This is a genomic window from Ruegeria sp. CDSA077 (assembly GCF_059612265.1).
Genome location: NZ_JBXWQG010000006.1, coordinates 85,840 through 109,599, shown reverse-complemented (window position 1 = coordinate 109,599; position 23,760 = coordinate 85,840). Strand labels below are relative to the sequence as shown.

Here is a 23,760-nt window from a genome sequence, read left to right as displayed (position 1 = left end):
GGTAATCCAGACATGCTTGGGAACCGCGAAAACTGTGAAGCAACCCATCAGGATATTTGATATGTGAGACCAGAACAAAGCCGGAGCGCCGCAGCGCTCCGACAATTTGATTACACTTTGACGCGTTCGGATTTCGGATCGTACATCGGTTTCAACGACGCCTCGGCCATTACCTTCACGCCGCACACGTCGATCTCATAGGTTGACCCCAGAACATCCGCCGCCTTCTCACCCTCGCAGGGCACATAGCCCATACCGATAGCGCCACCCAAAGTATGACCATAATTGCCCGAGCTGAGATAGCCGACATATTCCCCGTCCCGCACGATCGGTTCATTATGGAACAACAGCGGTTCCGGGTCGGTCAGGCGGAACTGAACCAGGCGGCTTTTCGGCCCGCTTTCCTTGCGGGCAATCACTGCCTCGCGCCCGATAAAGTCACAGCCTTTGTCCACCTTGACCGCAAAACCAAGCCCGGCATCCACGACGTTGTCCTCGCACGTGATGTCATGACCAAAATGGCGAAAGCCCTTTTCGATCCGGCAACTGTCCATCATGTGCATGCCACAGAGTTTCAGGTCCATGTCCTGACCGGCCTCATGCAGCGTCTCGAACACATGGCCCGCCATATCGGCGGACATGTAGATCTCCCATCCCAGTTCGCCCACATAGGTCACCCGATGAGCGCGGGCCAGGCCCATGCCAATCTCAATCTCTTGTGCGGTGCCAAAGGGGTTGGTCGCGTTCGAGAAATCCGCCGGCGAGACCTTTTCCAGCAAAGCGCGCGCATTGGGGCCCATCACGGCCAAAACGCCTTCGCCAGCGGTGACATCGGTTATGACCACGTTGAAGCTACCCAAATGGCGCATCATCCAGGTCTGATCCGCCAGCCGCGTCGCCGCCGGGGTCACGACCAGATAGGCGGTCTCGGTCAGACGGGTCACCGTCACATCCGCCTCGATCCCGCCGGTGCGGTTCAGGAACTGGGTATAGACGATCTTGCCGTTCGGCACCGAATAATCGCCGCCCCCGATATAGTTCATGAACGCCTCGGCATCCGGTCCTTCAACGCGAATCTTGCCAAAAGAAGACATGTCGTACATGCCCACATTCTCGCGCACCGCGCGGTGTTCAGCAGCTGAGTTCTCGAACCAATTCTGACGTTTCCAACTGTACTGGTATTCGCGCTCCTGCCCCGGATTTGCGTACCAGTTTGCACGCTCCCAGCCCGCCAGTTCACCAAACACCGCGCCCTGCTCTTTCAGTTGGTGATGGAACGGGGTGCGCCGAACACCGCGCGCAGTGGCTTTCTGGCGATAGGGGTAGTGGTCGGCGTACAGCAGGCCCAGCGTCTCTTTCGAACGCTCAAACAGATATTGCTTATTGCCCTGAAACGGCTGCATCCGGCTGATATCCACATCGCCCAGATCAAACGGTTTCTCGCCGCTATCCATCCATTCCGCCAGCGCCATGCCCGCACCGCCCGCAGATTGAATGCCGATCGAGTTGAAGCCCGCCGCGACCCAGACATTGTCCATCTCGGGCGCGAGACCCAGATGATAAGCGTCATCCGGAGTAAAGGATTCAGGGCCGTTGAAAAAGGTATGAATGCCCGCCTCGGCCAACATCGGCATCCGGTTACACGCAGCTTCTAGAATAGGCTCGAAATGGTCGAAATCCTCAGGCAGCTGGTCAAACTCAAAGCTCTCTGGGATGCCGTTCATCCCCCAGGGCTTGGCATTGGGCTCAAAAGCACCCAGCAGGATTTTGCCCGCATCTTCCTTGTAATAGGCGCATTCATCCGGCACCCGCAGAACCGGCAGTTGCGAAAGTCCGTCAATGCCTTCGGTGACGATGTAGAAATGTTCGCAGGCGTGCAGCGGGACGTTCACACCGGCCATCCGGCCGACCTCATGCCCCCACATGCCGGCGCAGTTCACCACCATATCACATTCGATATGGCCCGAGGCGCTGCCGTCATCGGCAACCCAGTCCACGCCCGTCACGGTACGGCCCTGTTTGGTGATGTCGGTGACCTTCACCCGTTCCTTGGTAATGGCACCGCGTTGCCGTGCGCCCTTGGCCAGGGCCAGCGCGATATTGGCCGGGTCACCCTGCCCGTCCAGCGGAAGATAGACCGCGCCCTTGACGTCTTCGACATTCAGATGCGGATACATTTCCTTGACGCGCTCATTGGAAATCTCTTCGACCTCAACGCCAAAGGCGCGGGCCATGGCGGCCAGGCGATAGATCTCTTCACGGCGTTCCTCGGTCAGCGCCACGGTGATCGATCCACAGCGCCTAAGCCCAGTGGACACACCGGTTTCCTCTTCCAGCGCGCCGTAAAGCTCCTGCGTGTATTTCGCCAGTTTGGTCATGTTGGACGAGGCCCGCAGCTGAGCGATCAGACCCGCCGCATGCCATGTGGTGCCGCTGGTCAACTGCTTGCGTTCAAGCAGCACAACATCACTCCAACCTTTCTTGGTCAGATGATAGGCGACCGAGCATCCGATGACGCCGCCGCCGATGATGACAACTCGGGCTTTGTTTGGAAGATCAACCATCCTGAGGTCTCCGCTGAATCAGGTTTTGGGCACGTTGCCATGGAAGATCGACAATAAATGCACCAAAAGCGTCATGTTATGGGCGATTTTCACCTATGTGACGCAGCCCGTCTTTCGCGTCTCAGAACAAAGGGCGTGACCCCGAAAAAGCTTTTGTAAACCGAGGAGAAACCGTTCGGAAAGCCGCAGGCCAGACCTATTTCCCGAACGCTCATCGTGGTGTTCAGCAGCAGGTTGTTAGCCTTCGCCAGCCGCATCTCGCGATAGAAACCGTTTGGACTGGTGCCAAAGAAAGCTTTGAATTTTCGCTCAAGCGATCGGTTCGAAAGATTTAACGCCTCGACAATTTGCTGGATGGGTAAGGGGTCTTCGATATTGGCCTGCATCAGCTTGATACATTGATCCAGCTTGGCGTCCCCAGTTGCTGTCAGTTGCGCCCCCGAGAAAGGCTGCATCGATGAAAAGTCGCGGATATTTTCGTGCAGCATGATATTGGCCACCGTCATCTTGGCAGGCCCCGAGATGTGGCGTCCGATCACGGACAAAGCAACATCGGTTGTCGCCTCCATCCCTGCGCAGGTCACGACCTGGCCCTGTTCTGTGGCTATCGACAGCTTCGCCTCGAACCGGGCCCCGCGTTCACTCAGGAAAGAGGCGTTTTCCCAATGGGTCGCCATGTCTGCGGAGCCGAATTCGTCGATATAGCGGCTGGCAGCTTCGGCCAGCAAAAAGACCTGAGCGCCTCGGAACGTATAGTCCGATACAACCCGTCCGATGGACAGATCGGGGTGGTCAGGGTCGGAATTTCCGATCACAAACAGATAATCCGCCTTCGGATGGGTTGATACAGGTTCCGTTTGGACCGTCGCATCGCTGCTGCTGGCAACGGGCCCACCTTTCAGAGACCGATAGGTAAAGCTGAAGGGCGGGTTGGGGCAGACGCGGTTGGCCAGCCTCAGAACCTCAATCAATGCGGCAAGTTCCAACAGCACATAGCCTGGCGCGACCAGAACATCGAAATGTGTCTGCGACTTGTCGGTCAAGCTATCTGGTCGTTGCCGCATCTTTACCCCCCTTCAGACGATGCTGTGGCCAGCAGCGCATAGCCGATCTGCCAGTCGCTGAATGTGATCGGGACCGACTTCGCAGCATCCGCCGATGATAGTTGCACCCTGCGCCACCCACCCCATCGCCTGATCAGCATATTCATCCGGCCCAAGGTCGTGGCGCTGTTGCAGCGCATCAACGGTTGGGGCGTCTTGCAGAAATTCCTGGGTAATCCCGGTGAAGCCATTGGCATATGCTCCAAACGGACGCCCGAAGGTAGCGATAATATTCAGCGCAGCAGGCACCGCCTCCGGGCGTGAGCAGTTGATCAGCACGGCCTCGGGCGTAAAGCGATCAACCAAAGATGCTATTCCCGACAATGGCTCACCCGACCGCAGCCGCGTCCCATCATCATCCATCACGGACAGCGCCAGCCAGACCGGTTTGTCTGTCTGCTCCATCCCGCGCAACGCGCCTTCGGCCTCTTGCAGCGACGACACGGTTTCGATCAGGAACAGGTCAACGCGATCTGTCATCATCGTCACCAGTTCGGCGAATTTCTCTGCCGCCTCTTCGACCTCTGGATTCAGGTCCGGCCGGTAAGAGGCGAGAAGCGGACCCAAAGCCCCAGCGATGCGCCTACCCGCGGGGCGCGCACGCTCGGCCTGCGACAGGGCCGCCTCGATCAGATCTGGCAGCTGATCACCCAAGCCGACACGGTCCAGACGCGACCTGTGAACAGCATAGGTATTTGTCGTGGCCACAGTCGCACCGCGTGAGAAATAATCCGCATGCACATCCCCGACCAACTCGGGATGGTCCATCATCACCCGGGTCGACCACAAAGGCGTCGGCGCATCACCGCTGCGTTTGACCAGTTCCTGTCCGATAGACCCATCCAGAAGGGTTATGTCTGCCATTGATGAACCTCCTCAGGGAACCAGAACCAGTTTTCCCGGAAACATCTTTGACTGAAAATCCTCTTGCGCCGTCGCAATGTCTTTCAGCGGATAGGTTTTTGAAATCAGCGGCTTGATCCGCCCCGCATTCATCAGTTCGACCAGGCGACCGAAGACCTCGAACGGCTGATGGGTGCTACCGTGAATGGTAATGTCGCGCAGATAGATATCCCGCAGATCGGCTTGAACAATCGGGCCAGCAATCGCACCCGCAACGGCATAGTGACCGCCGGGTTTCAGCGCCAGGATCAGATCAGCCCATGCAGGCCCGCCCACCACGTCAATGACCACGTCGAACATGTCGGTGGGCAGCGACGCATCCCGGTCGAACGTGGCGGTCGCGCCCTGGCTTTTCACCGCTTCGGCCTTGGCCGCACCGGTCACGCCCCAGACCGAGGCACCGCGCAGCGCCGCCAGTTGCACGGCGGCAAGGCCTACACCGCCCGACGCCCCGGTGATCAGCACCTTTTGTCCGGCAGTCACACCGGCCCGCACCAGCATAGCCTCGGCGGTTCCAAAGGCGCAGGGGATGGCAGCGATTTCAATGTCGGACAGGGGTGAGGCGCTGACATCATAAAGGTCATCGGCCTGCACCAAACAATATTGCGCAAAGGCGCCGTCAATCTCGGACCCAAGCACGATGAAGCCTGTCGGGTTGCCCGGTCGCGGACGTGGCAGGTTGATCGGACAGGTCACGCGCTGGCCCGGGGTGAACCCAGTCTCGGGCCCCGCGATTTCGACGATGCCGCAAATGTCGCCGCCCTGAATGCGCGGGAAGTTCAACGCGCCGCCCCAGCCTCCGGCTTCGACCTCTTGATCCACGGCATCTGTGGCGCCGGTCACGTCCGAGGAATACCAGCCGATACGGGTGTTGATATCGGTGTTGTTCACCCCGGCTGCGGCCACACGGACCAGAACCTGCCCCGGCGCAGGGGTTAGGACGGGTATATCGTCACGCCATTCCAGCGCCTCGGGCCCGCCGTGACAGGTCAGGAATACACCGGACATCGTTTTAGGCAGTGTCATGATCAAACCTCGTCATCGGGATGAGGCGGCACAGAGCCCATCGGGACAATGTCATACCGCGCGTTCAATTCGGCCATTTTCACCTCATCGGCGAAGTCCGCCTCGGTCATCTTGGCCAGCTCAGCAAGGAAGCCGTCAAAACCGGCAGGCTGGAAAATCATCAGCATCTTGGCTGGTGCTTTACCAGCAACGCGGCAGGCATGCGGCATACCGGGCGGCACATGCATCGTGCTGCCCGGCCCACAGCGATGCCAGTCGCCATCAACGTAGAAGTCCACTTCGCCTTCCAGAAAATAGAAGCTTTCGGCATGGGTTTCATGGCGATGAAGGCCAAGTGCAAAGCTGGCCTTCAGATTGTCTTCCATGAGCGTATAGGCGCCATCAGTATCCCGGGTCGAAACCTTCACAAACGTGTGGTCATTTTCCCAGTCGTAATTGAGGCCCTCTCCGGGCCCCAGTTTTGAATAACACGTGCTCATGCAGGTCTCCTTCGGGCGATCAGGCGCGCAGCCGCTCGTTTTCTGGATCCCAGAGCGGTTTATCGTCCTGTACCACGGCGCGCCGCTTTTCACCGAAGATTTCAACCTCAAGCTCGGTGCCTGTCACCGCCAGTTCAGGACGGATCATGCCCAGGGCAACGGATTGACCAACGCGGTACCCCCACGCGCCCGAGGTGGTTTCGCCAACGATCTCGCCGTTGTGCCAGATACAGGACATATAGGGCGCGTCCGCGTCACCAGCATCGACCAGCATGGTGGCAAACGCCTTTTTCACGCCCTGCTGCTTTTCGTTCAGGATCGCGGCCTTGCCGGGGAAGTCCTGCGGTTTGTCAAGTTTGACGAACCGTTCCAACCCGCCTTCCAACAGAGAGTAATCAGTGGACAGATCGCCTTTCCAAGCCCGATAACCCTTTTCAATGCGCAGAGAGTTCAGGGCGTACATCCCGAACGGTTTGGCACCAGCGTCAAGGATCGCGCCATAGATCGCGGGCATATGGTCGTTCAGCGCGTGAACCTCCCAGCCAAGTTCTCCTGCAAACGAGACGCGGATCAGGAATGCGGGCTGACCTGCAACCGTGGCCGATTGATGGGTCAGCCAGCCACTGGACAGGTCCGCATCGCTCAGCCCCGCCAGAATGTCGCGCGATTTTGGACCTGTCACGATCAGCGTGTCACGAGTGGTGGTGACATCCTCGACGGTGACGCCAGTGGGCATTGCCTCGGTCAGGATATCGCGGTCATGCCATTGCGCTGTAGCGGCCGTGATCATGACGAACTCGTCATCGCCGAGGCGGATACAGGACATTTCGGTCAGGATCCGGCCGCGACCATCTGAGATATAGACCAGGTTGATGCGACCCACCTTGGGCAAACCGCCGGTGACCAGCGACCGCAGCGCCTCGGCGGCACCCTCACCTTTTACGATGAAACGCGAAAATCCGGGCAAGTCCAATACGCCGCAATGATCACGGACAGCCTCGCACTCTTCCTTGATCCGCTTCTCCCATGGCCCCGAACGGCCCCAGGTATGGGTCGCTTCTTCAGAGGTATCGTCGCCCGGTTGCGCAAACCAGTTGGCGCGTTCCCAGCCGTTATAGGGCCCCATCACGCCACCCAATTCCTTGACCTTGGTGTGGACAGGCGACAGCTTTTTGTCGCGCGCGGCGGGCCATTCATGGTGCGGGAAATGCATGGCGTATTCGTTGCCATAGACCTCAAGCCCCTTCTGGTTGCAGTAATCCTGATCGGTGTAATCGGTGTAACGGCGCGGATCGACGGCCCACATATCCCACTCAGTTGCACCATCGACGATCCATTCGGCCAGCACCTTGCCGGCACCACCGCCCTGCGCGATGCCGAAGGTAAAAGTATGCGCCTCAAACGCGTTGGCCACGCCCGGCATCGGGCCAACCAGCGGCAGCCCGTCCGGCGCGTAGGGGATGGGCCCGTTGATCACCCGGCCCACTCCCGAGGTCCCCATCAGCGGCACCCGCTCCATCGCGTCGGTGACGATGTCTTCGATCCGGTCCAGATCATCATTCCATAGCTGGAAACTGAAATCCTCGGGCATCGGATCATCCTCGGTCATCCAGTGGCCCTTGCAGTTGGGCTCATAGGGGCCGAGGTTGAATCCGTTCTTCTCCTGCCGAAGGTAATACGAGATATCCACGTCGCGCAGCAGCGGCAGCTTTTTACCGCCATTGGCCTTAGACCATTCCTCGATCTCGGGCACTTCGTCGGTCAGCAGGTACTGGTGGCTCATCACCATGGCCGGAACGGTGCGACCGCCGAAGGGTTTGAACCATTCACCCACACGCTGGGCGTAATACCCGGCGGCATTGACCACGTGGTCCGCTTCGATATCGCCCTTGTCAGTATGCACGATCCAGGTCTTGTCTTCCTTCTGGGTCACACCCGTGGCCGGGCAGAAACGCAGGATCTTCGCCCCCATGTCGCGCGCACCCTTGGCCAGTGCCTGGGTCAGCTGCGCCGGGTCGATATCGCCATCGGTCGGGTCGAACAGAACACCTTCAAGGTCATGAGTTTCCAGGAACGGGTAATGCTCTTTGGCCTGTTCGGGTGACCACATCTCCATCTCGATGCCCTGATAACGGCCCATCGCCATTGCCCGCTCGAACTCCTGCACCCGCTCTTTCGAATGGGCCAACCGGATTGAGCCGGACTGGTGATAGTTCATCGGATAGTCGACCTCTTCACCCAGCCGCGCATAAAGCTCGGTCGAATAGCGCTGCATGTTCATGATCGCCCAAGAGGTCGAAAAGGTCGGCACGTTGCCAGCTGCATGCCAGGTCGACCCGGCGGTCAGCTCGTTTTTCTCCAGCAGAACACAATCGGTCCAGCCCTTTTTGGCCAGATGATACAGGGACGATGTCCCCACCACTCCGCCACCGATAATAACCACGCGGGCTTTTGTCGGAAAATCACTCATGTCTTTCAGTCCCTGTTACTGTGCCTCTTGAGGCAGATCGTCCGTGATGTTGTAATAGTCGCCCTTGTCGGCCACAAAGATATGGCGGGCGAGGGTCAGTCCGGTGGGTGCATCCAGCGCCCCCATAGCAATGGCAATCCGGTCTTCGTCCTTATGCTGCCAGAACAGGTAAGAGCCGCAGGCGTTGCAAAATCCCCGTCGGGCGATGTCGGAAGCACGAAACCAGCTCAGCGTATCGCTGGCGGTGAAGGTGATGTCGTCTTGATGGGCCGAGGTCGAGGCCCAGACATGACCCGACTGTTTGCGGCATTGACCGCAATGGCAGGCCGAGGCGGCAGGAAGATCGCCTTCGATCTTGAACGCAACCGAGCCGCACAGACAGGAACCTGTATGCATTTCGCTTATCCCCTTGCTGCTGGCGCGCTGGTGGTGCCCAGCAACACGCCATAAATGATGAAACAGGTGGCCATGACCCGGCGCACCCAGATGTTGAACACGGCCCCCAGCGCGGCCCGCCCCATAAGCGCACCTAGAAGAGTGAACCCGATGTAGCTGAGCGTTGTGATGATCAGCGCCGTTGGCATGATGACCAACATTTGCTCCCAGATCGGCACATCCGGCTGCACGAATTGCGAGAATGCAGCAAGATAACCCGCGACGCTTTTGGGGTTGATTGTCGCGACGGCCAGCGCGTGCAGATAGACATGCCGTGCAGGGCGTTCGGAAATAGGGGCGGGATTTGCTGCAGCCTTCCAGCCTCGGACACCCAGCCAGATCAGAAACCCTGCGCCCACCAGCTTGGCGATGAAGAATCCAGTGGGTGAGGCCGCGATCAAGGCCGTCACCCCAAGTGCCGACAAAACCAAAAAGGCGCTGGCTTGGGTCAGGATCGCCAAGACACCCAGCATCGCTTTTGCGAAGGGCAGGCTCATCCCGTTCGAGATACAGTTCACCGCGTTAGGCCCCGGTGTAGTTACAAACACCACCCAGAACAGCGCGAATATGGTCCAGGCCTCGAAACTCATCAGTACACCGGAGGTGCGATGACCCAGATGACCACAGCGGGCTCATCATGAGGGTTCGCCCAAATATAGGGTTCGTTCTTGATCCGAAAACTGTCACCGGGCCCAACCGAAAAGCTTTGCGCGCCGATGGTCAGATTCAACTGACCGGAAATCACATAGCCAACCTCTTGCGTGGGGCGGTCCGCCGGATTCTGCATCTTGGAATGCGGCTCAAAGGTGGAATGCACCATCTCAAAATCGTCAGTCAGATCGGGTGACAGCAGTTCCTCGATCAGACCTTCTTCGCCCGACCCCATAGGGCGGCGCGACCCGGCGCGCACGACATAGCCTTGTTCATTGGCGGGGGCGGCAGAATGGGCGAACAGCATGGACATCGGCACACCCAGACATTCCGCGATCTGACGCAGGTCTGAAATTGACGGTTCGGACTTGTCGCGTTCAACCTGGCTGAGCCATCCGACCGACCGGTTCAACCGCTCTGCGATCTCGGTCAGCGTCAACCCACGCGCCTTACGCAATGCGCGAATGTCGGCTCCGAGCGTTGCACTGTGGGGGGCTTGGCTGTTCACCGAACTCTCCGATATCTGGTGAAATTTTCCTCGTGTTTTTCACGATGCCGCGAATCGGTGAAAATTCCAAGCATTTTTTCACTTGGGAAAATCGACGCATTTAGCTATCCGTCAGCTATGTGGATTGCGGTTATATACCTGTGGGTCATCAACGGCCTGACTTTGCTGGCCTTTGGCTGGGACAAGCTGCGCGCCAGACGCAGAAAAAGCCGGGTTCCGGAACGCAGGCTATTGTGGCTGGCTGCACTGGGCGGCAGTCCCGGTGCCCTGGTCGGGCGTTGGATTTTCAATCACAAGTCCCGAAAAGGTCGGTTTTCCCTGTCGCTATTTGCGATCTTTGCGACTCAGGTCGGGCTGGCATATTTCCTAATCACGGAAATTCTGCCTGACATTCTGTAGTTGGCTTGATCCGCAAGCCACGTAAGATCCCGATGGGATCTAGGAAATGTCGCAGACATACATATCGGTATCGTCGGTGGAGTGCGCTGAGGATCGCGTGAACCCCGATTTCTGTAGCACACGGGCAGAGGCGGGATTGCTGTGCTCGACCCCGGCCAAAACCCGAATGGCGCGGCTCGTGCCGCAGGCCGCGATAAAGCCGGACACAAGTTCGGTTGCATAGCCACAGCCCCAGGCTCGTTCGGCAAACAGATATCCAAGGTGGATGGTTGGTGCGGCCTGATCTTCGGGTTCTGAGGCCAGTATCAGCAGTCCGATCAGCTGATTATTTTGCCTTAGCCGAACAAGAAGAACATCGCTTTCGGTCTTGCGTGCCGCGATCCAGTCGGTCATCCCGCTGGGCGTTTCTTCGACCTGCATCGAAGGCGGCAGGGGCTCAAGAACCGCTGGTGTCAGGACGGCTGCCAACTCGGCCGTCAACGCTGAAAGGCGACCAGCTTCAGAGACTTCCACTTGCCAGTGGCAGACGGCAAGCCGCTCTGTGGTGAATTGGTCCGGGATCATGCCTTGGCCAGTCGCAATTAGTGTCCATTCCAGTCTAACAGACGGGCCGATTTTGCGTCAGGCCCCTCTTTACTCGCCCGAAAACGCCTTTGACAATATGGCAGACAGCTTTTCTGCGTCCTCATCCGTGAACGCATCCGGCTGGTCACTGTCGATGTCAAAAACCGCGATGACCTCGCCCGAGGCATTGCGCACCGGAAGCACCAGTTCGGACTGCGTAGACGAGGCGCAGGCGATGTGACCTGGAAACGCATGCACATCCGCCACCAACTGTACCCTTCCGGTCCGCGCCGCGGCACCACAGACACCGCGCCCGAAGGGAATAACCAGACACCCGTGACCACCCTGATAGGGGCCTATTTTCAAAATGCCCGGATCTGTTACGCGATAGAACCCCGTCCAGTCAAACCGATCATCGGCGTGATGAACTTCACAGGCGATTGTCGCCATCAGAGCAACTTGATCTGTCTCGCCTGCGGTTAGGGCGACGATTGTCTTGGTCAGCGTATCGTAATCAACGGTCATGGGGGGCGGGTCCGGTCAGTGATCTTGTAAACAGGTTCTACAGCACCGGACCTATGGTGGAATCGGCCCCGCGTCAAACGCGCTCAATCGCGATTGCAGTGCCCTCTCCACCACCGATGCAGATCGCCGCCACGCCGCGTTTCAGATCCCGCTTTTCCAACGCGTTCAGCAGGGTGACCATGATACGCGCCCCCGAGGCGCCGATAGGATGACCCAGGGCGCATGCACCACCATTCACATTTACCTTGTCACGCGTCAGACCCATCTCATGCATGAATGCCATCGGCACCACGGCAAAGGCTTCGTTTACCTCCCACAGATCCACATCATCATTGGACCAGCCGATTTTGGCCAAAAGCTTTTGCGCAGCGGGAACTGGCGCAGTCGTGAACAATCCCGGAGCCTGCGCATGGCTGGAATGACCCAGAATGCGCGCCCGAACCGAGAGACCTTGCGCTTCGGCGGCTTCAGCTGACGCCAGAACCAGAGCTGCCGCCCCATCAGAGATCGACGACGCGTTGGCCGCCGTCACCGTTCCACCCTTGCGAAAAGCCGGTTTCAGCGAAGGTATCTTTTCCGGGCGGGCGGTTTTCGGCTGCTCGTCCGCGGACTGCGTGACCTCGCCTTTCCTTGTGCGGACGGTTACCGGAGTGATTTCACCGTCGAACGCGCCGCTGTCCTGCGCGGCCAGCGCGTTGGATAGGGACTGCAGGGCGTACTCGTCCTGCGCTTCGCGGGTGAACTGGAACGCCTCGGCACAGTCTTCTGCGAAAGTGCCCATCAGACGACCTTTGTCGTAGGCGTCCTCCAGCCCGTCCAGAAACATGTGGTCGACGACCTGAGCGTGCCCCAAGCGCGCACCGTCACGCATTTTGGGCAACAGGTAGGGCGCGTTCGTCATACTCTCCATCCCGCCTGCGATCATTGTGTTGGCATGGCCCAATGCGATCTGATCGAAGGCCATCATCGCAGCCTTCATCCCCGATCCGCACATCTTGTTGAGCGTCGTGGCCGGGACCTCTTGGCCCAAACCGGCTGCAAACCCAGCCTGACGTGCAGGGGCCTGACCCTGCCCGGCTGGCAGAACGCAGCCCATCAGCACTTCGTCAACCGTATCAGCACCGGCACCCTGCAGCGCAGCCCGGATCGCGGCTCCGCCCAGATCGGCGGCAGAAACACCATCGAACATTCCTTGAAATCCACCCATCGGGGTACGTGCTGCTCCGGCGATTACAACTTGCTTCATCTGGGCGCTCCTAAATTCTTGTCATTCGATGGATACCGAATGGTAAGAATTCCCGTCTAGCGTATTTCTACGAGCGATTTCAGTTAAAGGACCGTCACGTATGGGCCTGTCCAGTACTACGACCAACAATATTCAAATAATTACTGTACAATCCAACCGGATTGATGCGGCAATGGCCATTCAGTTCAAAGAAAACATGCGCACGGAAACCGAAGGTGGGGCTGTGCGTGTGGTTCTGGACCTCAGCGGCGTCGAATTCATCGATTCCAGCGGTTTGGGCGCCATTGTCGCCGCCATGAAACAACTCGGGGCTGAACGACGCCTGGATCTGGCAGGTCTTCAGCCTTTTGTGGAAAAGGTGTTTCGTCTTACGCGCATGGACACAGTGTTCAAGCTTTACCCAACGATGGATGACGCACTGTCCGGTGCGCCGGATTGAACACAAGGAGAAACTGAACAGGCGTAAGGCTAATGTGTAACGGCATCAGTTTCGATTTGAGCTTCGCTGCGACCGAGGTCGAAGCAAGTTCTGGCATTGCCAAGTTGAGCCAGGCACTGTCGTCTAAAGGGCTGCCTTCACACAAAGCGGCTGATGTCAGAATTGCCCTGGCCGAAGCCATTAACAATGTCGTTGAACACGCCTATGCCGGAACCACGCCCGCCAGCGTCAAGGTACACTGCCGCCTGCATCAGAACTGGTTGGAAATCCTCATCTCGGATACCGGCAATCCCCTTCCCGGCTTTCGCGTACCAGAAGGTGCACCTGCACCTCTGGGGGAAAGACGTGAAGACCTACCCGAGGGGGGATTTGGATGGTTTCTGATCCACCAATTGACCAGTGAAATCCGCTATGACCGTAGCGAAGGCTGCAACCGGTTGTCACTGCGATTCAGTTTTCTCGACGCGGATTAGGGCTATAAAACGTCACAATAAGGCCCTTTTCGAACCATTGTAGCGCCGCAAACAAAGATCAAAGTCTTAACTGTAGCTCAGATAGCTTCCCTCGGCATCGTATGTCACAGCCCCCACCCAGTGAACGATGCCGAGGAACTTCCCCTTTGATTTGACTGGACAATACCCGGACGCGCGATACCTTCTGCGCGATCACACGGGAAGGCAGCGCAATGCGGGATTTTCAGGCACCAGGCAGATCCGAAGTTTTTTCGACCGAAGGGATGTGCGCCACATCTCACCCGCTGGCAGCCCAAGCGGCCCTTGGCATCCTACAGCAAGGTGGCAACGCGATGGACGCAGCCATCGCCGGGGCGGTGCTTTTGGGATTTTGCGAACCACAAATGACCGGCCTGGGCGGAGATTGCTTTGTTTTGTACAACCGCGCCGGAGAAGATGAGGTTCGGGCCCTCAACGGCTCTGGCCGGGCACCGGCAGCAGCCAACGCTGGCAGCTTGCGCGATAAGGGACTGACTGCAGTTCCGCTCAATACACCGGATGCGGTCACCATTCCCGGCGCAGTCGAGGCGTTCTGCCAGCTGGCCGAAACCGAGGGCAAACTAGGGCTGGACGCCATCCTGCAACCCGCCATCCGCTATGCAGACCAGGGCGTGCCGGTCGCCCCACGTGTGGCTTTTGATTGGGGCCCGGGTGCTAACACGTTGCAGGGGGCAGCCAGGAACCACTATCTGCTGAAAGGAGACGTTCCAAAGACCGGAGACATGTTCCGGTCCGCCGGGCAGGCAGAAGTGCTGCGCAGAATCGCCAAATACGGACGAGAGGCGTTTTACGCGGGCGAGGTCGCTGAAGATATTATCTCGACCCTGACGGCCATGGGCGGGGTACACACAGCCGAAGATCTGGACGCGACCGCTGCCACACCTACAGTTCCGGTCGCAGGGCACTATCGTGGCTTGGACCTGCTGGAACATCCGCCCAATGGCCAAGGTGCAACCGCCCTTTTGCTGCTGAATATCCTCAAGAACTTTGACCTCGGATCCATGGATCCGCTATCCGCAGAGCGTCTGCATATCGAGGCCGAAGCCTCAAAACTCGCCTACGATGCCCGCAACAGATTCATCGCCGATCCGGATCATACGACACGCGCAGACAGGTTTTGGGACCAGACAACAGCTGATCGGTTGGCAGAGCTTATCAACCCAAACCAAGCGATGCCCGCTGCTGCCCCACTGACCGAAGCCATCCACAAGGACACGGTTTATATCACGGTGGTCGACAGGGACAGGATGGCGGTATCGCTGATCTATTCGATCTTTCATAGCTTTGGATCGGGTATCGCTTCTGAGAAATTCGGCATTCTGCTGCAAAACCGTGGGTCTGGATTTACGTTGCAATCAGGCCATCCGAATGAGTTTGGCGGCGGTAAACGTCCGATGCACACGATCATTCCCGGCATGTTGAAACAGAAAGGCAAAATCCTGATGCCCTTCGGCGTGATGGGTGGTGCCTTTCAGCCCACAGGACATGCAAAGCTGGTCTCGCTGCTAACCGACGATGAGTTTGCGCTGCAGCAGGCGATAGACACACCGCGCGCCTTTGCAGACGGACCTGTCTTGAAACTGGAACGCGGAATTCCGCGTAATGTTGCGCAACAATTATCTGAAATCGGCCACAAAGTTTTGATTTCAGAAACACCTCTTGGTGGGGCTCAAGCGATCCGAATCCAGAAGAGCGGCGTTTTGCAAGGCGCAAGCGATCCACGAAAAGATGGGTGCGCGCTTGGTTATTGACTGTATGGGCCCGGTTTCACCCGCGCTTCCATTTTTAGTTCAAATGGAAATGCAACGGATATGCGCCGTTTTCAAAAGGACCAAACATATCGGGGATATCCGGATGCTCGACCGGTTCTCCGGACTGGTCAGCAATCAGATTTTGTTCAGAAACATAAGCAACATAGAAGGATTGGTCATTTTCCGCCAACAGATGATAAAACGGCTGATCTTTGATCGGCCTGCTGTCTTCGGGAATGGCCTGATACCATTCTTCGGTATTTGAAAACTCTGGGTCCACGTCAAAAATCACCCCTCGGAAGGGATGTTTTTTGTGGCGGACGACTTGGCCCAGCCGGTACTTTGCTTGTGTCTTTAGCATCACGTTTGCCCCCAAAGGTCTTACTACCCGTTTCCTCATAGGAATGCCAATCATTGATCTAAAATAATGGGAAACAGTCTGTGAACCTCTTACTGACAGTACTCGAAATCGTGGCCCCGGTCTTCCTCTTGGCGGGGATCGGGTTTGCCTGGGTCAAACTTGGCTTTGAATACAGGCTGCAATTTGTGACCCGCCTTGCGGTGACGCTCGCCGTGCCCAGCCTGATTTTCGTGGCCCTGATGCAAACCCAGATCCCACCCGGAGAGCTGACCCGGTTCACTTTGGCCGCCATCACAGGCCATGTCGGGCTGGCGGTCGCATTTGGCGTATTTGTCCGGGCCAGCAAGCTGGAAAGGCGCACCTATCTGGCGCCGCTGATATTCGGCAACACGGGGAATCTGGGCCTGCCTCTGGCCATTTTCGCATTTGGGCAGGCAGGCTTGGGTTTCGCGGTGATATTTCTGGCCGTTACCGCCCTGTTTTCCTTTACTTACGGGATCTACCTGGTGGCGGGAAAAGGCGCTTTCGGCAAGGTAGCACGTGAACCCATGGTTTGGGCTACTCTGCTGGGGGCGCTGTTTCTGTGGCAGGGCTGGCAAACACCTGTCTTCGTGACCAATACGCTGGACCTGCTGGGACAGATGGCGATTCCGATGATGCTGATCACGCTTGGTGTTGCGATTGCGCGGCTGACCACCAGAAAGCTAGGGCAAGCGGTCTGGCTATCGGCGTTGAAACTGGTCGTGTGTTTTGCCCTGGCATGGGCAATCGCAAAAGGGTTTGATCTGGATAACGTCGCGTTCGGCGTTCTGGTGGTGCAGATGTGTACGCCGGTTGCCGTAACCTCATACCTGCTGGCCGAACGGTTCGAGGCGGATTCTGACGCGGTTGCGGGGCTGGTTATGGTCTCAACCCTGATGTCCGTCGGCGCTTTGCCTATAATTCTAGCTATTGTTCTGTAGCGATTGTGATTTCCTAATCGCTCAATCTGCGCTAGAATGAAGAAAAAAGGCACGAGGCACATGAGCAGATTTCTTATCGTACTCTTCGGGGTGCTGCTTTTGGCATCCTGCGGGGGTGGTTCCAACCAGCCACCCAGCAAGCTGAATGATGCATGCAGCATTGCGCGTGAACGGCCTGAATATATCAAGGCGTTCAAAAGCACCGAGCGGAAATGGGGAATCCCCGTTCACGTTCAGATGGCAACGATCTATCAGGAAAGCCGGTATCGCCACGATGCGCGCACACCGCATCAATATGTTCTGGGCGTGATCCCGATGGGCCGCCAGAGCAGCGCCTATGGCTTTAGCCAGGCGCTGGACGGGACATGGGATGAGTATCAGCGCGAAACTGGCAAGCGCCGGGCCAAGCGGGATCGCATTCGCGACGCGTCGGATTTCATCGGCTGGTATATGAACAAAAGCTATGAGCGCAATGGCATCCAGCCAAGCGACACGCGCAACCAGTATCTGGCCTATCACGAAGGCCATACTGGCTACGCCCGCGGCAGCCATTACAGCAAGACGTGGTTGCTGAACGTGGCCAATGATGTGGATGCGCGCGCCCAGATGTACCAGGCGCAACTGTCAGGCTGTCGTTACTGAACAATTCGCGGGTCAGCGATTGCCTGACCCGCTTCTGTTCTTGTTCGAAAACAAGCTGCTGCTTAGATTTTTTTCGGTATCAAGCTGACCCAGCAGAACGGTTGTCTGCCCGCCTGCATTATCGTGGATCACCCATTTTCGCAGCTCAACCGGATCGCCAGTGAACATTAGCTCAATCCGACCGGATTCGGGGTTTTTCGGGTCCTGTGCTGTCACGACAGTGGCGGTTCCGTCAAAGTCATGCCCGACCACCATATTGGCCTGACCCAGATCGACATTCCGTGCCAGAACCAGGGACAGAGGTGTTCGCTTTAGCGGGTATTGCTCGGGCGGTTGGTTGGATTTCGGATCAAAGATCTGAACAGTGCCGGCGCGTGCCAACACAACGGCGCTGTCTGGCGGGTCATATTCGAACCGCATCTTTCCAGGCCGCGCGATCCACAGCTTTCCTGTGCTCAGTGAGCCATCATCATTGACCTGTGTAAATGTCGTCTCGACAGTTTTCAGACCATTCAGGTAATTCGATATCTGCGACAGCGGCAACTTGTCCGCAGCCCAGGCGGCGGGTGTGGCAAGTGTCAGTGCAAGGGCAAAAGCAATCTGTTTCATAAGACCCAGATAAGCGCTCTGCCCTAGTTATTAAATATCCTATTGCTCTGGCACCAGGATTTCGCGTTTTCCGACGTGATTTGCCGATGAAACAATGCCTTCGTCCTCCATCTGCTCAACCAGACGCGCAGCTTTGTTATAGCCAATGGCAAGTTTCCGCTGGATATACGAGGTCGAGCATTTGCGATCCTTGATCACAATCGCCACGGCCTGATCGTAAAGGGCGTCTTCGCCATTGGTGTTGCCCCCGGTGTTCAAACCCAGAACAGCGTCGATATTATCAGCCTTTTCCTCGGTCGGTCCATCGACCACACCGCTCATATAATCCGGCGGGCCGAATTGCTTCAGATGGTTGACGATTTCCTCGACCTCTTCATCCGAGACAAACGGACCGTGGCAACGGGTGATCTTCGCGCCACCCGCCATATACAGCATGTCACCCTGACCCAGCAGTTGTTCGGCGCCCATTTCACCAAGAATGGTGCGGCTATCGATCTTTGACGTCACCTGGAAGGAAATCCGAGTCGGAAAGTTCGCCTTGATCGTGCCGGTAATCACATCGACCGAGGGGCGCTGCGTGGCCATGATCAGGTGGATACCTGAGGCCCGCGCCATCTGCGCCAGACGTTGGATGCAGGCCTCGATCTCTTTGCCCGCGACCATCATCAGGTCGGCCATCTCGTCGACAATAACAACGATATAGGGCATCGACTCGGGTGCGAATTCCTCGGTCTCGAACATCGGTTCACCCGTTTCGTCGTCAAAACCGGTCTGGACCGTGCGGCTGAACATCTCGCCCTTGGACAGCGCGTCTTTCACCCGGCCGTTATAGCCCGCGATGTTACGCACACCCATCTTGGACATTTTGCGATAGCGATCCTCCATCTCGCCCACGACCCATTTCAAGGCGACAACCGCCTTCTTCGGGTCTGTCACGACCGGAGAAAGCAGATGCGGGATGCCGTCATAGACCGACAATTCCAGCATCTTGGGGTCGATCATGATCAGGCGGCATTCATCCGGCGTCAGCTTATACAGCAACGACAGGATCATCGTGTTGATCGCCACCGATTTACCGGAACCGGTGGTCCCCGCGATCAGCAGGTGGGGCATCTTGGCCAGATTGGCCACAACGGATTCACCGCCGATATCCTTGCCCAGCGCCAAAGGCAGCGCCTGATTGCCGTCTCCGAAGTCACGGCTCGAAAGGATTTCGCGCAGCACCACCATTTCACGGTTTTCATTGGGCAGTTCGATCCCGATGACCGAGCGGCCCGGCAGGGTCGAAACCCGCGCCGAGAGGGCCGACATCGAGCGGGCAATGTCATCCGACAGACCAATAACGCGGCTGGCTTTCAAACCCGGAGCCGGCTCAAGTTCGTACATGGTGACAACCGGACCGGGGCGGACGCTGACGATCTCACCTTTGACGCCATAGTCATCCAGCACATTTTCCAACATCCGCGCATTCTCTTCCAGGGCCTCATCGCTCAGGTGATGGCGCTGAATGCTGGAGGGGTTGGACAGCAGGCCCAGCGGAGGCAGTTCGAAATCGGAGTGCTTTTCCTCGAACGACAACGCGGGCTGGGCCTCGGCCTGGGCCCGGCGCGAGGGCGGCGGGGTGCGGCGCACGGGTTGCGCAACCACCGGCTTGCGCGGCTCGGCCACGGGGATTTTCATCGCCGGGCGGGCTTGCGGCATCTCATCGGCGTCATCCTCGAAAACGGCCTCGTCATCGAAATCCGGCTCGGGCGCAAAATCCTGATGCAGCGGTTCCTGCCATTCTGTTTCAGGCTGCGCTGACAGCATCGGCTCGGGCGGCAGCCCGGTTGATGTCACTGGCGGCTCGGGCGGCAGATCGTCCGCAGGCCCTGCGTTCAGGATCAACGGGTCGGGTCCACGGCCCCGCCCTTTGGTCAGCGGCAGGTCGGGATCGGGCTCAGGAGCCATCTCTCCGACTGCAACTTTACGGTTGCGCACGGCGGCAGAAATCTTTGAACGGATACGATCCTCGCCCGGCATTTCCTCGTAACCCGCGACAGGTTCACGGTCGATCAGCTCGGGTTCGGGCATGGGGTCCGGGCGACGGATCAGATCAGGAATGCGCGACAGAAGGCCGGTCTTTATCGGTTCGGGCGCTTCCAGAAGTGGCTCGTTGAAAACAGGGTCCGTAAAGGCAATCTCGTCGTCGAACACGGCCCCTTCGGCGCGGGCCGTCTTGCGTTCGTCCCATTGGGCACGACGTTCGCGCGCAGCCTCCGCTGTTGCGGCAGCCCCACGACCCAGCAGATTCATCAGTATGTCATAGGACATGACCAATCCCAGCAGGAAGGCGCGGAACCCCTTGCGCACGTCGTCCTTGGTGAAACCAAGAACAAACACGCCCAGCGTCAGCATCCCAATAGCCATCGCCAGAGACATCAGCTTGACAATAAAATGCGAGGATATGGGCAACAAGGTCAGGAAGGCACCCATGACCGTATCCCCAAACAATCCACCCAGCCCAAAACTATGCGTTACGCGCCAAGCCTCACCCGGCACCAATGTCGCCGCATAGACCGAGACAATGGCGATCCAGATCGGTGCAAATATCAGGCGGGCGACGGCACGATCTTCACCGAAATGTCCGGCAAAACGCACACCCCAGCCGATCAACACCAACGCGATGCTCCAACTGCCCCAACCGACAATCATGAACAATGGCGCCGCGATCGAGGCACCAACACGCCCCATCCAGTTCTGCACTGGTGCATCCGTCGACACCATCCAGTTCGGGTCATCCGGTGTGTAGGACCAGATCATTGCCGCCGAAGCCAACCCAAGTAGGATCAGGGCGATGCCGATCAACTCTTTGCTGCGCCTTTCGATGGCGGCCTGAGTCGTGCTGTCCAGCAATGGATCGCGGTTGCGCGCGTTATATGATGCCATTTTGCCCTCGTACCTCACGAATAGATGCAGTCGCGGAGCGTGATCAGCCCCTGCCGCATCTCTGTTTTTGGGGCCACCATAGCGACCCGGATAAATTGCTCGCCCGGGTTTTGCCCCGGATCACCTTGAGAAAGATATGCCCCCGGCAGCACCCGAACTCCGGTCTGCTGCCACAGTTTCAATGCGGTTTCCTCGCCATTCTCGACCGGCAGCCACAGAAAGAACCCTGCCTCGGGCGGCATATAGCCCTGGATGCCTGCAAACACCTGGTCTGCGATGGCGTATTTTTCCTGATAGAGCGCGCGATTCTCGTCCACATGCGCCTCATCGGCCCAGAGCCTTGCGGCGGCGGCCTGCAACGGCAGCGGCAATGGCGCGCCTGCATAATTGCGTAACTGCTTGACCCGCTTGATCGTTTCCGGCCCGCCTGCAATCAGGCCAGACCGCAGCCCGGCCACGTTCGACCGCTTTGACAGCGAGTTGAACAGCGTGACCCGTTCGGGATCAGCGCCCAGTTCCTTTGCGACCGTCAGAACACCTGTAGGCGCTGTGTCACGGTAGATCTCGGAATAGCATTCATCGGCGAAGATACGGAAATCATATGTCTCAGCCAGCCGGATCAACTCGGCCCAATATTCGCGCGTGGCAACTGCGCCCTGCGGGTTGGCTGGTGAGCAGATATAAGCGGCGACAGTGCGGTTCAGCACATCCGTGGGCAATCCCGCATAGTCCGGCAGATGATCTGTGGCCGCCGTGGCCGGGACAAAAACCGGATCAGCCCCGACCGAGATCGAGGCAACCATATAGACCTGATAGAACGGGTTCGGGCACAGAACGACCGGTTTTTGTCCGTATTTCTGTTCGGGGCACAGCGCCATGGCGGCGTTATACAGCCCTTCGCGCGTCCCGTTCAGGGCCATAACCTGCGTGTCCGGGTCCATCGTGACGCCATAGCGGCGTGCAATCCAGTCAGTGATCGCGCCGCGCAGCTCGGCCGAGCCCTCATTCGGCGGGTATCCCTGAAACCCGGCAGCGTTTTCCGCGATAACATCGCTGACCCAGGCAGGAAATGCGTGCATCGGCTCACCAATGGTCATGTGAATCACTTCACCGCCCGGTTGGTGATGATCCAACAGGGTGCGCAGGCGCGGGAATGCGTATTCCGGAAGGTTCGAAAACCGCTCGGGGAAATTCATAACTACTGCCTCAATATCGGGATCATTTCGCCCCGTTTTCAAGCAGGTTACAGGCCGGGCGGGGCTTCGTCCAGACAAAGAGGTGCCGAATCAGGGGATTGTGGCATTCAGGCCAATGCGGCCTCGGCCGCGGAACCAAGCCGCAAAAGCGCCTCTTCGGACCCCGGATAACCCATCATCATCAGCCCGCAGCCCGGTTTTCCGGTCGGCAAGGTCAGCGCTGCCAGCCCCATGAGGTTGCCGATCCGGGTGTTCCGCAAAGCCAGCAGGTTTTCGGTAACGTAATAGTCATGATCGCTCATCAGCCGTTCAAGATTGGGCGGCAGGATCGGTGCAGTTGGGGCCAAAACGGCGTCAAACCCGGCAGTGGCTACGTCCCATGCACCGCGACACGCCTTCAGCCTTGACCAGGCTGCAACATAATCGGGGCCCGAAGCATTTCGTCCGGCACGGAACCGTTCGAGTATTTCGGGATACATCACATCTGGGTTGGCCTCGATCACATCGCGCCACAGGCCATAGGCTTCGGTGGTGTAAAGAACCCCCGACAGCCCCATCGCGTCGGTCAGTTCAGGGACCTCGAGAGGCAGGATATCTGCACCGGCCTCACGCAACCGATCCAGGGCATCCTCGTAAGCGACACGCGGCTCTGCGCGCAAATCATCCTTGGCGACAGTCTGTAAATCCGCGAAACGACGCCCCTTTAGATTGGCTCCGCGCAAATCAGCTGGCGTACCGCCCTCCAGCATGGCCAGCATATGGGCCGCATCTTCGACCGAGCGGGCCAGCGGTCCAACGGTATCAAACCGCAGGCACAACGGGACTGTACCCTCCAGGCTGACCCGCCCGGCGGTGGTTTTCAGCCCAACCAAATTGTTCCAGGCTGACGGTATCCGCACTGACCCACCAGTATCCGAGCCGATCGCGCAAGCCGCCAATCCCCAAGCCACGGATGCCGCAGCCCCCGAAGATGATCCTCCGGGAACCGCATCCTCATCATCTATGCAGGGCGGCGTTCCGGTGATTGGATTCAAACCCAGGCCGGAAAAGGCCAGCTCGCTCATATGGGTTTTGCCAAGGCATACAGCGCCCATGGCACTGGCATTTCGCAGCACGATTGCATCAGTTTTGGGAACCCGGTCTTTCAGCAGTACCGTTCCTGCCTCGGTGGCAGTCCCGGCAGTATCGAACAGGTCTTTCCAACTGATCGGCACCCCATCCAACAATGATCGGCGCAATCCCAGCTTGGCCCGCTCCTGCGCCGCCTCAGCCTCGGCTCGGGCGCGCGTTTCGGTCACGCGAGCATAGATACGGTCGCGATGCGGGTGGGCTGCTATCGCAGTCAGAAAGGTCTCTGTCAGTTCAACCGGGTCAATCTGGCCCATGCCAATGCCCCGACCCAGATCACAAGCCGTCATCGACAACCAATCCTGCATCACTGCCCCCTTCAATTTCTGCATTCCCAGCGACGGTAGCGACAGGACCGC

Annotated in this window: 23 protein-coding genes; 6 read left to right on the top strand and 17 right to left on the bottom strand. The window is 58.2% G+C overall.

What is annotated here, in order from left to right:
- Positions 1 to 110 precede the first annotated feature (110 nt).
- From AC2FLE_RS13495 to AC2FLE_RS13455, 9 genes are all read right to left on the bottom strand, one after another.
- Positions 111 to 2,564: a GcvT family protein gene (locus AC2FLE_RS13495; protein ID WP_496697632.1), complete on the bottom strand. Its 2,454-nt coding sequence runs from the start codon at positions 2,562 to 2,564 to the stop codon at positions 111 to 113.
- 89 nt (positions 2,565 to 2,653) lie between these two features.
- Positions 2,654 to 3,628 (bottom strand): GlxA family transcriptional regulator, encoded by a 975-nt coding sequence (locus AC2FLE_RS13490; RefSeq protein WP_496697631.1) that lies wholly within the window; start codon positions 3,626 to 3,628, stop codon positions 2,654 to 2,656.
- 12 nt (positions 3,629 to 3,640) lie between these two features.
- A complete protein-coding gene (locus AC2FLE_RS13485) occupies positions 3,641 to 4,531 on the bottom strand; it encodes a homocysteine S-methyltransferase family protein (RefSeq protein ID WP_496697630.1) in 891 nt (296 codons plus the stop codon).
- A 12-nt stretch (positions 4,532 to 4,543) separates the two neighbouring features.
- Positions 4,544 to 5,596: an alcohol dehydrogenase family protein gene (locus tag AC2FLE_RS13480; RefSeq protein ID WP_496697629.1), complete on the bottom strand. Its 1,053-nt coding sequence runs from the start codon at positions 5,594 to 5,596 to the stop codon at positions 4,544 to 4,546.
- Between the two features lie 2 nt (positions 5,597 to 5,598).
- A complete protein-coding gene (locus AC2FLE_RS13475; RefSeq protein ID WP_496697627.1) occupies positions 5,599 to 6,075 on the bottom strand; it encodes a cupin domain-containing protein in 477 nt (158 codons plus the stop codon).
- Between the two features lie 19 nt (positions 6,076 to 6,094).
- On the bottom strand, positions 6,095 to 8,545 hold the full coding sequence (locus AC2FLE_RS13470) for a GcvT family protein (RefSeq protein WP_496697625.1): 2,451 nt from the start codon (positions 8,543 to 8,545) through the stop codon (positions 6,095 to 6,097).
- Between the two features lie 15 nt (positions 8,546 to 8,560).
- A complete protein-coding gene (locus AC2FLE_RS13465; RefSeq protein WP_496697623.1) occupies positions 8,561 to 8,941 on the bottom strand; it encodes a GFA family protein in 381 nt (126 codons plus the stop codon).
- A gap of 5 nt (positions 8,942 to 8,946) precedes the next feature.
- Positions 8,947 to 9,570, bottom strand: coding sequence for a LysE family translocator (locus AC2FLE_RS13460; protein WP_281973074.1), 624 nt, complete (start codon positions 9,568 to 9,570; stop codon positions 8,947 to 8,949).
- Positions 9,570 to 10,139 carry a helix-turn-helix domain-containing protein gene (locus tag AC2FLE_RS13455; RefSeq protein ID WP_142637059.1) on the bottom strand — a complete coding sequence of 190 codons (570 nt, stop codon included), beginning with the start codon at positions 10,137 to 10,139 and terminating at the stop codon, positions 9,570 to 9,572. Before AC2FLE_RS13455 ends, AC2FLE_RS13460 begins: the two co-directional genes overlap by 1 nt.
- Before the next feature lie 57 nt (positions 10,140 to 10,196).
- On the opposite strand from AC2FLE_RS13455, the gene AC2FLE_RS13450 reads away from it, so the two are divergent.
- Positions 10,197 to 10,538 (top strand): DUF1294 domain-containing protein, encoded by a 342-nt coding sequence (locus AC2FLE_RS13450; protein WP_496697620.1) that lies wholly within the window; start codon positions 10,197 to 10,199, stop codon positions 10,536 to 10,538.
- 39 nt (positions 10,539 to 10,577) lie between these two features.
- On the opposite strand, the gene AC2FLE_RS13445 is transcribed toward AC2FLE_RS13450, so the two are convergent.
- The 3 genes from AC2FLE_RS13445 to AC2FLE_RS13435 all read right to left on the bottom strand — a co-directional run bounded on the left by AC2FLE_RS13445 (position 10,578) and on the right by AC2FLE_RS13435 (position 12,873).
- Complete coding sequence (locus tag AC2FLE_RS13445; RefSeq protein WP_496697618.1) at positions 10,578 to 11,102, bottom strand: GNAT family N-acetyltransferase; 525 nt, start codon at positions 11,100 to 11,102, stop codon at positions 10,578 to 10,580.
- Positions 11,103 to 11,171: 69 nt separating this feature from the next.
- The gene (locus tag AC2FLE_RS13440) at positions 11,172 to 11,627 is read right to left on the bottom strand and encodes a GAF domain-containing protein (protein ID WP_496697616.1); all 456 of its coding nucleotides are present in this window, start codon (positions 11,625 to 11,627) and stop codon (positions 11,172 to 11,174) included.
- Between the two features lie 73 nt (positions 11,628 to 11,700).
- The gene (locus AC2FLE_RS13435) at positions 11,701 to 12,873 is read right to left on the bottom strand and encodes a thiolase family protein (protein ID WP_496697615.1); all 1,173 of its coding nucleotides are present in this window, start codon (positions 12,871 to 12,873) and stop codon (positions 11,701 to 11,703) included.
- A 100-nt stretch (positions 12,874 to 12,973) separates the two neighbouring features.
- Here AC2FLE_RS13435 and AC2FLE_RS13430 point away from each other — a divergent pair, with 100 nt between their 5' ends.
- From AC2FLE_RS13430 to AC2FLE_RS13420, 3 genes are all read left to right on the top strand, one after another.
- Complete coding sequence (locus tag AC2FLE_RS13430) at positions 12,974 to 13,312, top strand: STAS domain-containing protein (RefSeq protein WP_142637067.1); 339 nt, start codon at positions 12,974 to 12,976, stop codon at positions 13,310 to 13,312.
- 32 nt (positions 13,313 to 13,344) lie between these two features.
- A complete protein-coding gene (locus AC2FLE_RS13425; RefSeq protein ID WP_496692511.1) occupies positions 13,345 to 13,785 on the top strand; it encodes an ATP-binding protein in 441 nt (146 codons plus the stop codon).
- A 212-nt stretch (positions 13,786 to 13,997) separates the two neighbouring features.
- On the top strand, positions 13,998 to 15,575 hold the full coding sequence (locus AC2FLE_RS13420) for a gamma-glutamyltransferase family protein (protein ID WP_496697612.1): 1,578 nt from the start codon (positions 13,998 to 14,000) through the stop codon (positions 15,573 to 15,575).
- Between the two features lie 34 nt (positions 15,576 to 15,609).
- On the opposite strand, the gene hspQ is transcribed toward AC2FLE_RS13420, so the two are convergent.
- Entirely contained in the window at positions 15,610 to 15,936 is a 327-nt protein-coding gene (gene hspQ, locus AC2FLE_RS13415; protein ID WP_142637073.1) for a heat shock protein HspQ, read from the bottom strand.
- 80 nt (positions 15,937 to 16,016) lie between these two features.
- On the opposite strand from hspQ, the gene AC2FLE_RS13410 reads away from it, so the two are divergent.
- Together AC2FLE_RS13410 and AC2FLE_RS13405 are read left to right on the top strand one after the other, a co-directional pair.
- A complete protein-coding gene (locus AC2FLE_RS13410; RefSeq protein ID WP_496677830.1) occupies positions 16,017 to 16,898 on the top strand; it encodes an AEC family transporter in 882 nt (293 codons plus the stop codon).
- 60 nt (positions 16,899 to 16,958) lie between these two features.
- Positions 16,959 to 17,540 carry a transglycosylase SLT domain-containing protein gene (locus tag AC2FLE_RS13405; RefSeq protein WP_496697610.1) on the top strand — a complete coding sequence of 194 codons (582 nt, stop codon included), beginning with the start codon at positions 16,959 to 16,961 and terminating at the stop codon, positions 17,538 to 17,540.
- 12 nt (positions 17,541 to 17,552) lie between these two features.
- Here the strand turns inward: AC2FLE_RS13405 and AC2FLE_RS13400 are convergent, their stop codons facing one another.
- The 4 genes from AC2FLE_RS13400 to AC2FLE_RS13385 form a co-directional block, all read right to left on the bottom strand.
- On the bottom strand, positions 17,553 to 18,149 hold the full coding sequence (locus tag AC2FLE_RS13400) for a LolA family protein (protein ID WP_496697608.1): 597 nt from the start codon (positions 18,147 to 18,149) through the stop codon (positions 17,553 to 17,555).
- 39 nt (positions 18,150 to 18,188) lie between these two features.
- Entirely contained in the window at positions 18,189 to 21,077 is a 2,889-nt protein-coding gene (locus tag AC2FLE_RS13395; protein ID WP_496697607.1) for a DNA translocase FtsK, read from the bottom strand.
- A gap of 14 nt (positions 21,078 to 21,091) precedes the next feature.
- Positions 21,092 to 22,273 (bottom strand): aminotransferase class I/II-fold pyridoxal phosphate-dependent enzyme, encoded by a 1,182-nt coding sequence (locus AC2FLE_RS13390; protein ID WP_496697605.1) that lies wholly within the window; start codon positions 22,271 to 22,273, stop codon positions 21,092 to 21,094.
- A 107-nt stretch (positions 22,274 to 22,380) separates the two neighbouring features.
- Positions 22,381 to 23,709 carry an amidase gene (locus tag AC2FLE_RS13385; RefSeq protein WP_496697603.1) on the bottom strand — a complete coding sequence of 443 codons (1,329 nt, stop codon included), beginning with the start codon at positions 23,707 to 23,709 and terminating at the stop codon, positions 22,381 to 22,383.
- Positions 23,710 to 23,760 lie beyond the last annotated feature (51 nt).

Excerpts from the sequence above, each read along its gene's own strand:
- AC2FLE_RS13495 (WP_496697632.1), bottom strand. The coding sequence starts at position 2,564 with ATGGTTGATCTTCCAAACAAAGCCCGAGTTGTCATCATCGGCGGCGGC.
- AC2FLE_RS13490 (WP_496697631.1), bottom strand. The coding sequence starts at position 3,628 with ATGCGGCAACGACCAGATAGCTTGACCGACAAGTCGCAGACACATTTC.
- AC2FLE_RS13485 (WP_496697630.1), bottom strand. The coding sequence starts at position 4,531 with ATGGCAGACATAACCCTTCTGGATGGGTCTATCGGACAGGAACTGGTC.
- AC2FLE_RS13480 (WP_496697629.1), bottom strand. The coding sequence starts at position 5,596 with ATGACACTGCCTAAAACGATGTCCGGTGTATTCCTGACCTGTCACGGC.
- AC2FLE_RS13475 (WP_496697627.1), bottom strand. The coding sequence starts at position 6,075 with ATGAGCACGTGTTATTCAAAACTGGGGCCCGGAGAGGGCCTCAATTAC.
- AC2FLE_RS13470 (WP_496697625.1), bottom strand. The coding sequence starts at position 8,545 with ATGAGTGATTTTCCGACAAAAGCCCGCGTGGTTATTATCGGTGGCGGA.
- AC2FLE_RS13465 (WP_496697623.1), bottom strand. The coding sequence starts at position 8,941 with ATGCATACAGGTTCCTGTCTGTGCGGCTCGGTTGCGTTCAAGATCGAA.
- AC2FLE_RS13460 (WP_281973074.1), bottom strand. The coding sequence starts at position 9,570 with ATGAGTTTCGAGGCCTGGACCATATTCGCGCTGTTCTGGGTGGTGTTT.
- AC2FLE_RS13445 (WP_496697618.1), bottom strand. The coding sequence starts at position 11,102 with ATGATCCCGGACCAATTCACCACAGAGCGGCTTGCCGTCTGCCACTGG.
- AC2FLE_RS13440 (WP_496697616.1), bottom strand. The coding sequence starts at position 11,627 with ATGACCGTTGATTACGATACGCTGACCAAGACAATCGTCGCCCTAACC.
- AC2FLE_RS13435 (WP_496697615.1), bottom strand. The coding sequence starts at position 12,873 with ATGAAGCAAGTTGTAATCGCCGGAGCAGCACGTACCCCGATGGGTGGA.
- AC2FLE_RS13430 (WP_142637067.1), top strand. The coding sequence starts at position 12,974 with ATGGGCCTGTCCAGTACTACGACCAACAATATTCAAATAATTACTGTA.
- AC2FLE_RS13425 (WP_496692511.1), top strand. The coding sequence starts at position 13,345 with ATGTGTAACGGCATCAGTTTCGATTTGAGCTTCGCTGCGACCGAGGTC.
- AC2FLE_RS13420 (WP_496697612.1), top strand. The coding sequence starts at position 13,998 with ATGCGGGATTTTCAGGCACCAGGCAGATCCGAAGTTTTTTCGACCGAA.
- hspQ (WP_142637073.1), bottom strand. The coding sequence starts at position 15,936 with ATGCTAAAGACACAAGCAAAGTACCGGCTGGGCCAAGTCGTCCGCCAC.
- AC2FLE_RS13405 (WP_496697610.1), top strand. The coding sequence starts at position 16,959 with ATGAGCAGATTTCTTATCGTACTCTTCGGGGTGCTGCTTTTGGCATCC.
- AC2FLE_RS13400 (WP_496697608.1), bottom strand. The coding sequence starts at position 18,149 with ATGAAACAGATTGCTTTTGCCCTTGCACTGACACTTGCCACACCCGCC.
- AC2FLE_RS13395 (WP_496697607.1), bottom strand. The coding sequence starts at position 21,077 with ATGGCATCATATAACGCGCGCAACCGCGATCCATTGCTGGACAGCACG.
- AC2FLE_RS13390 (WP_496697605.1), bottom strand. The coding sequence starts at position 22,273 with ATGAATTTCCCCGAGCGGTTTTCGAACCTTCCGGAATACGCATTCCCG.
- AC2FLE_RS13385 (WP_496697603.1), bottom strand. The coding sequence starts at position 23,709 with ATGCAGGATTGGTTGTCGATGACGGCTTGTGATCTGGGTCGGGGCATT.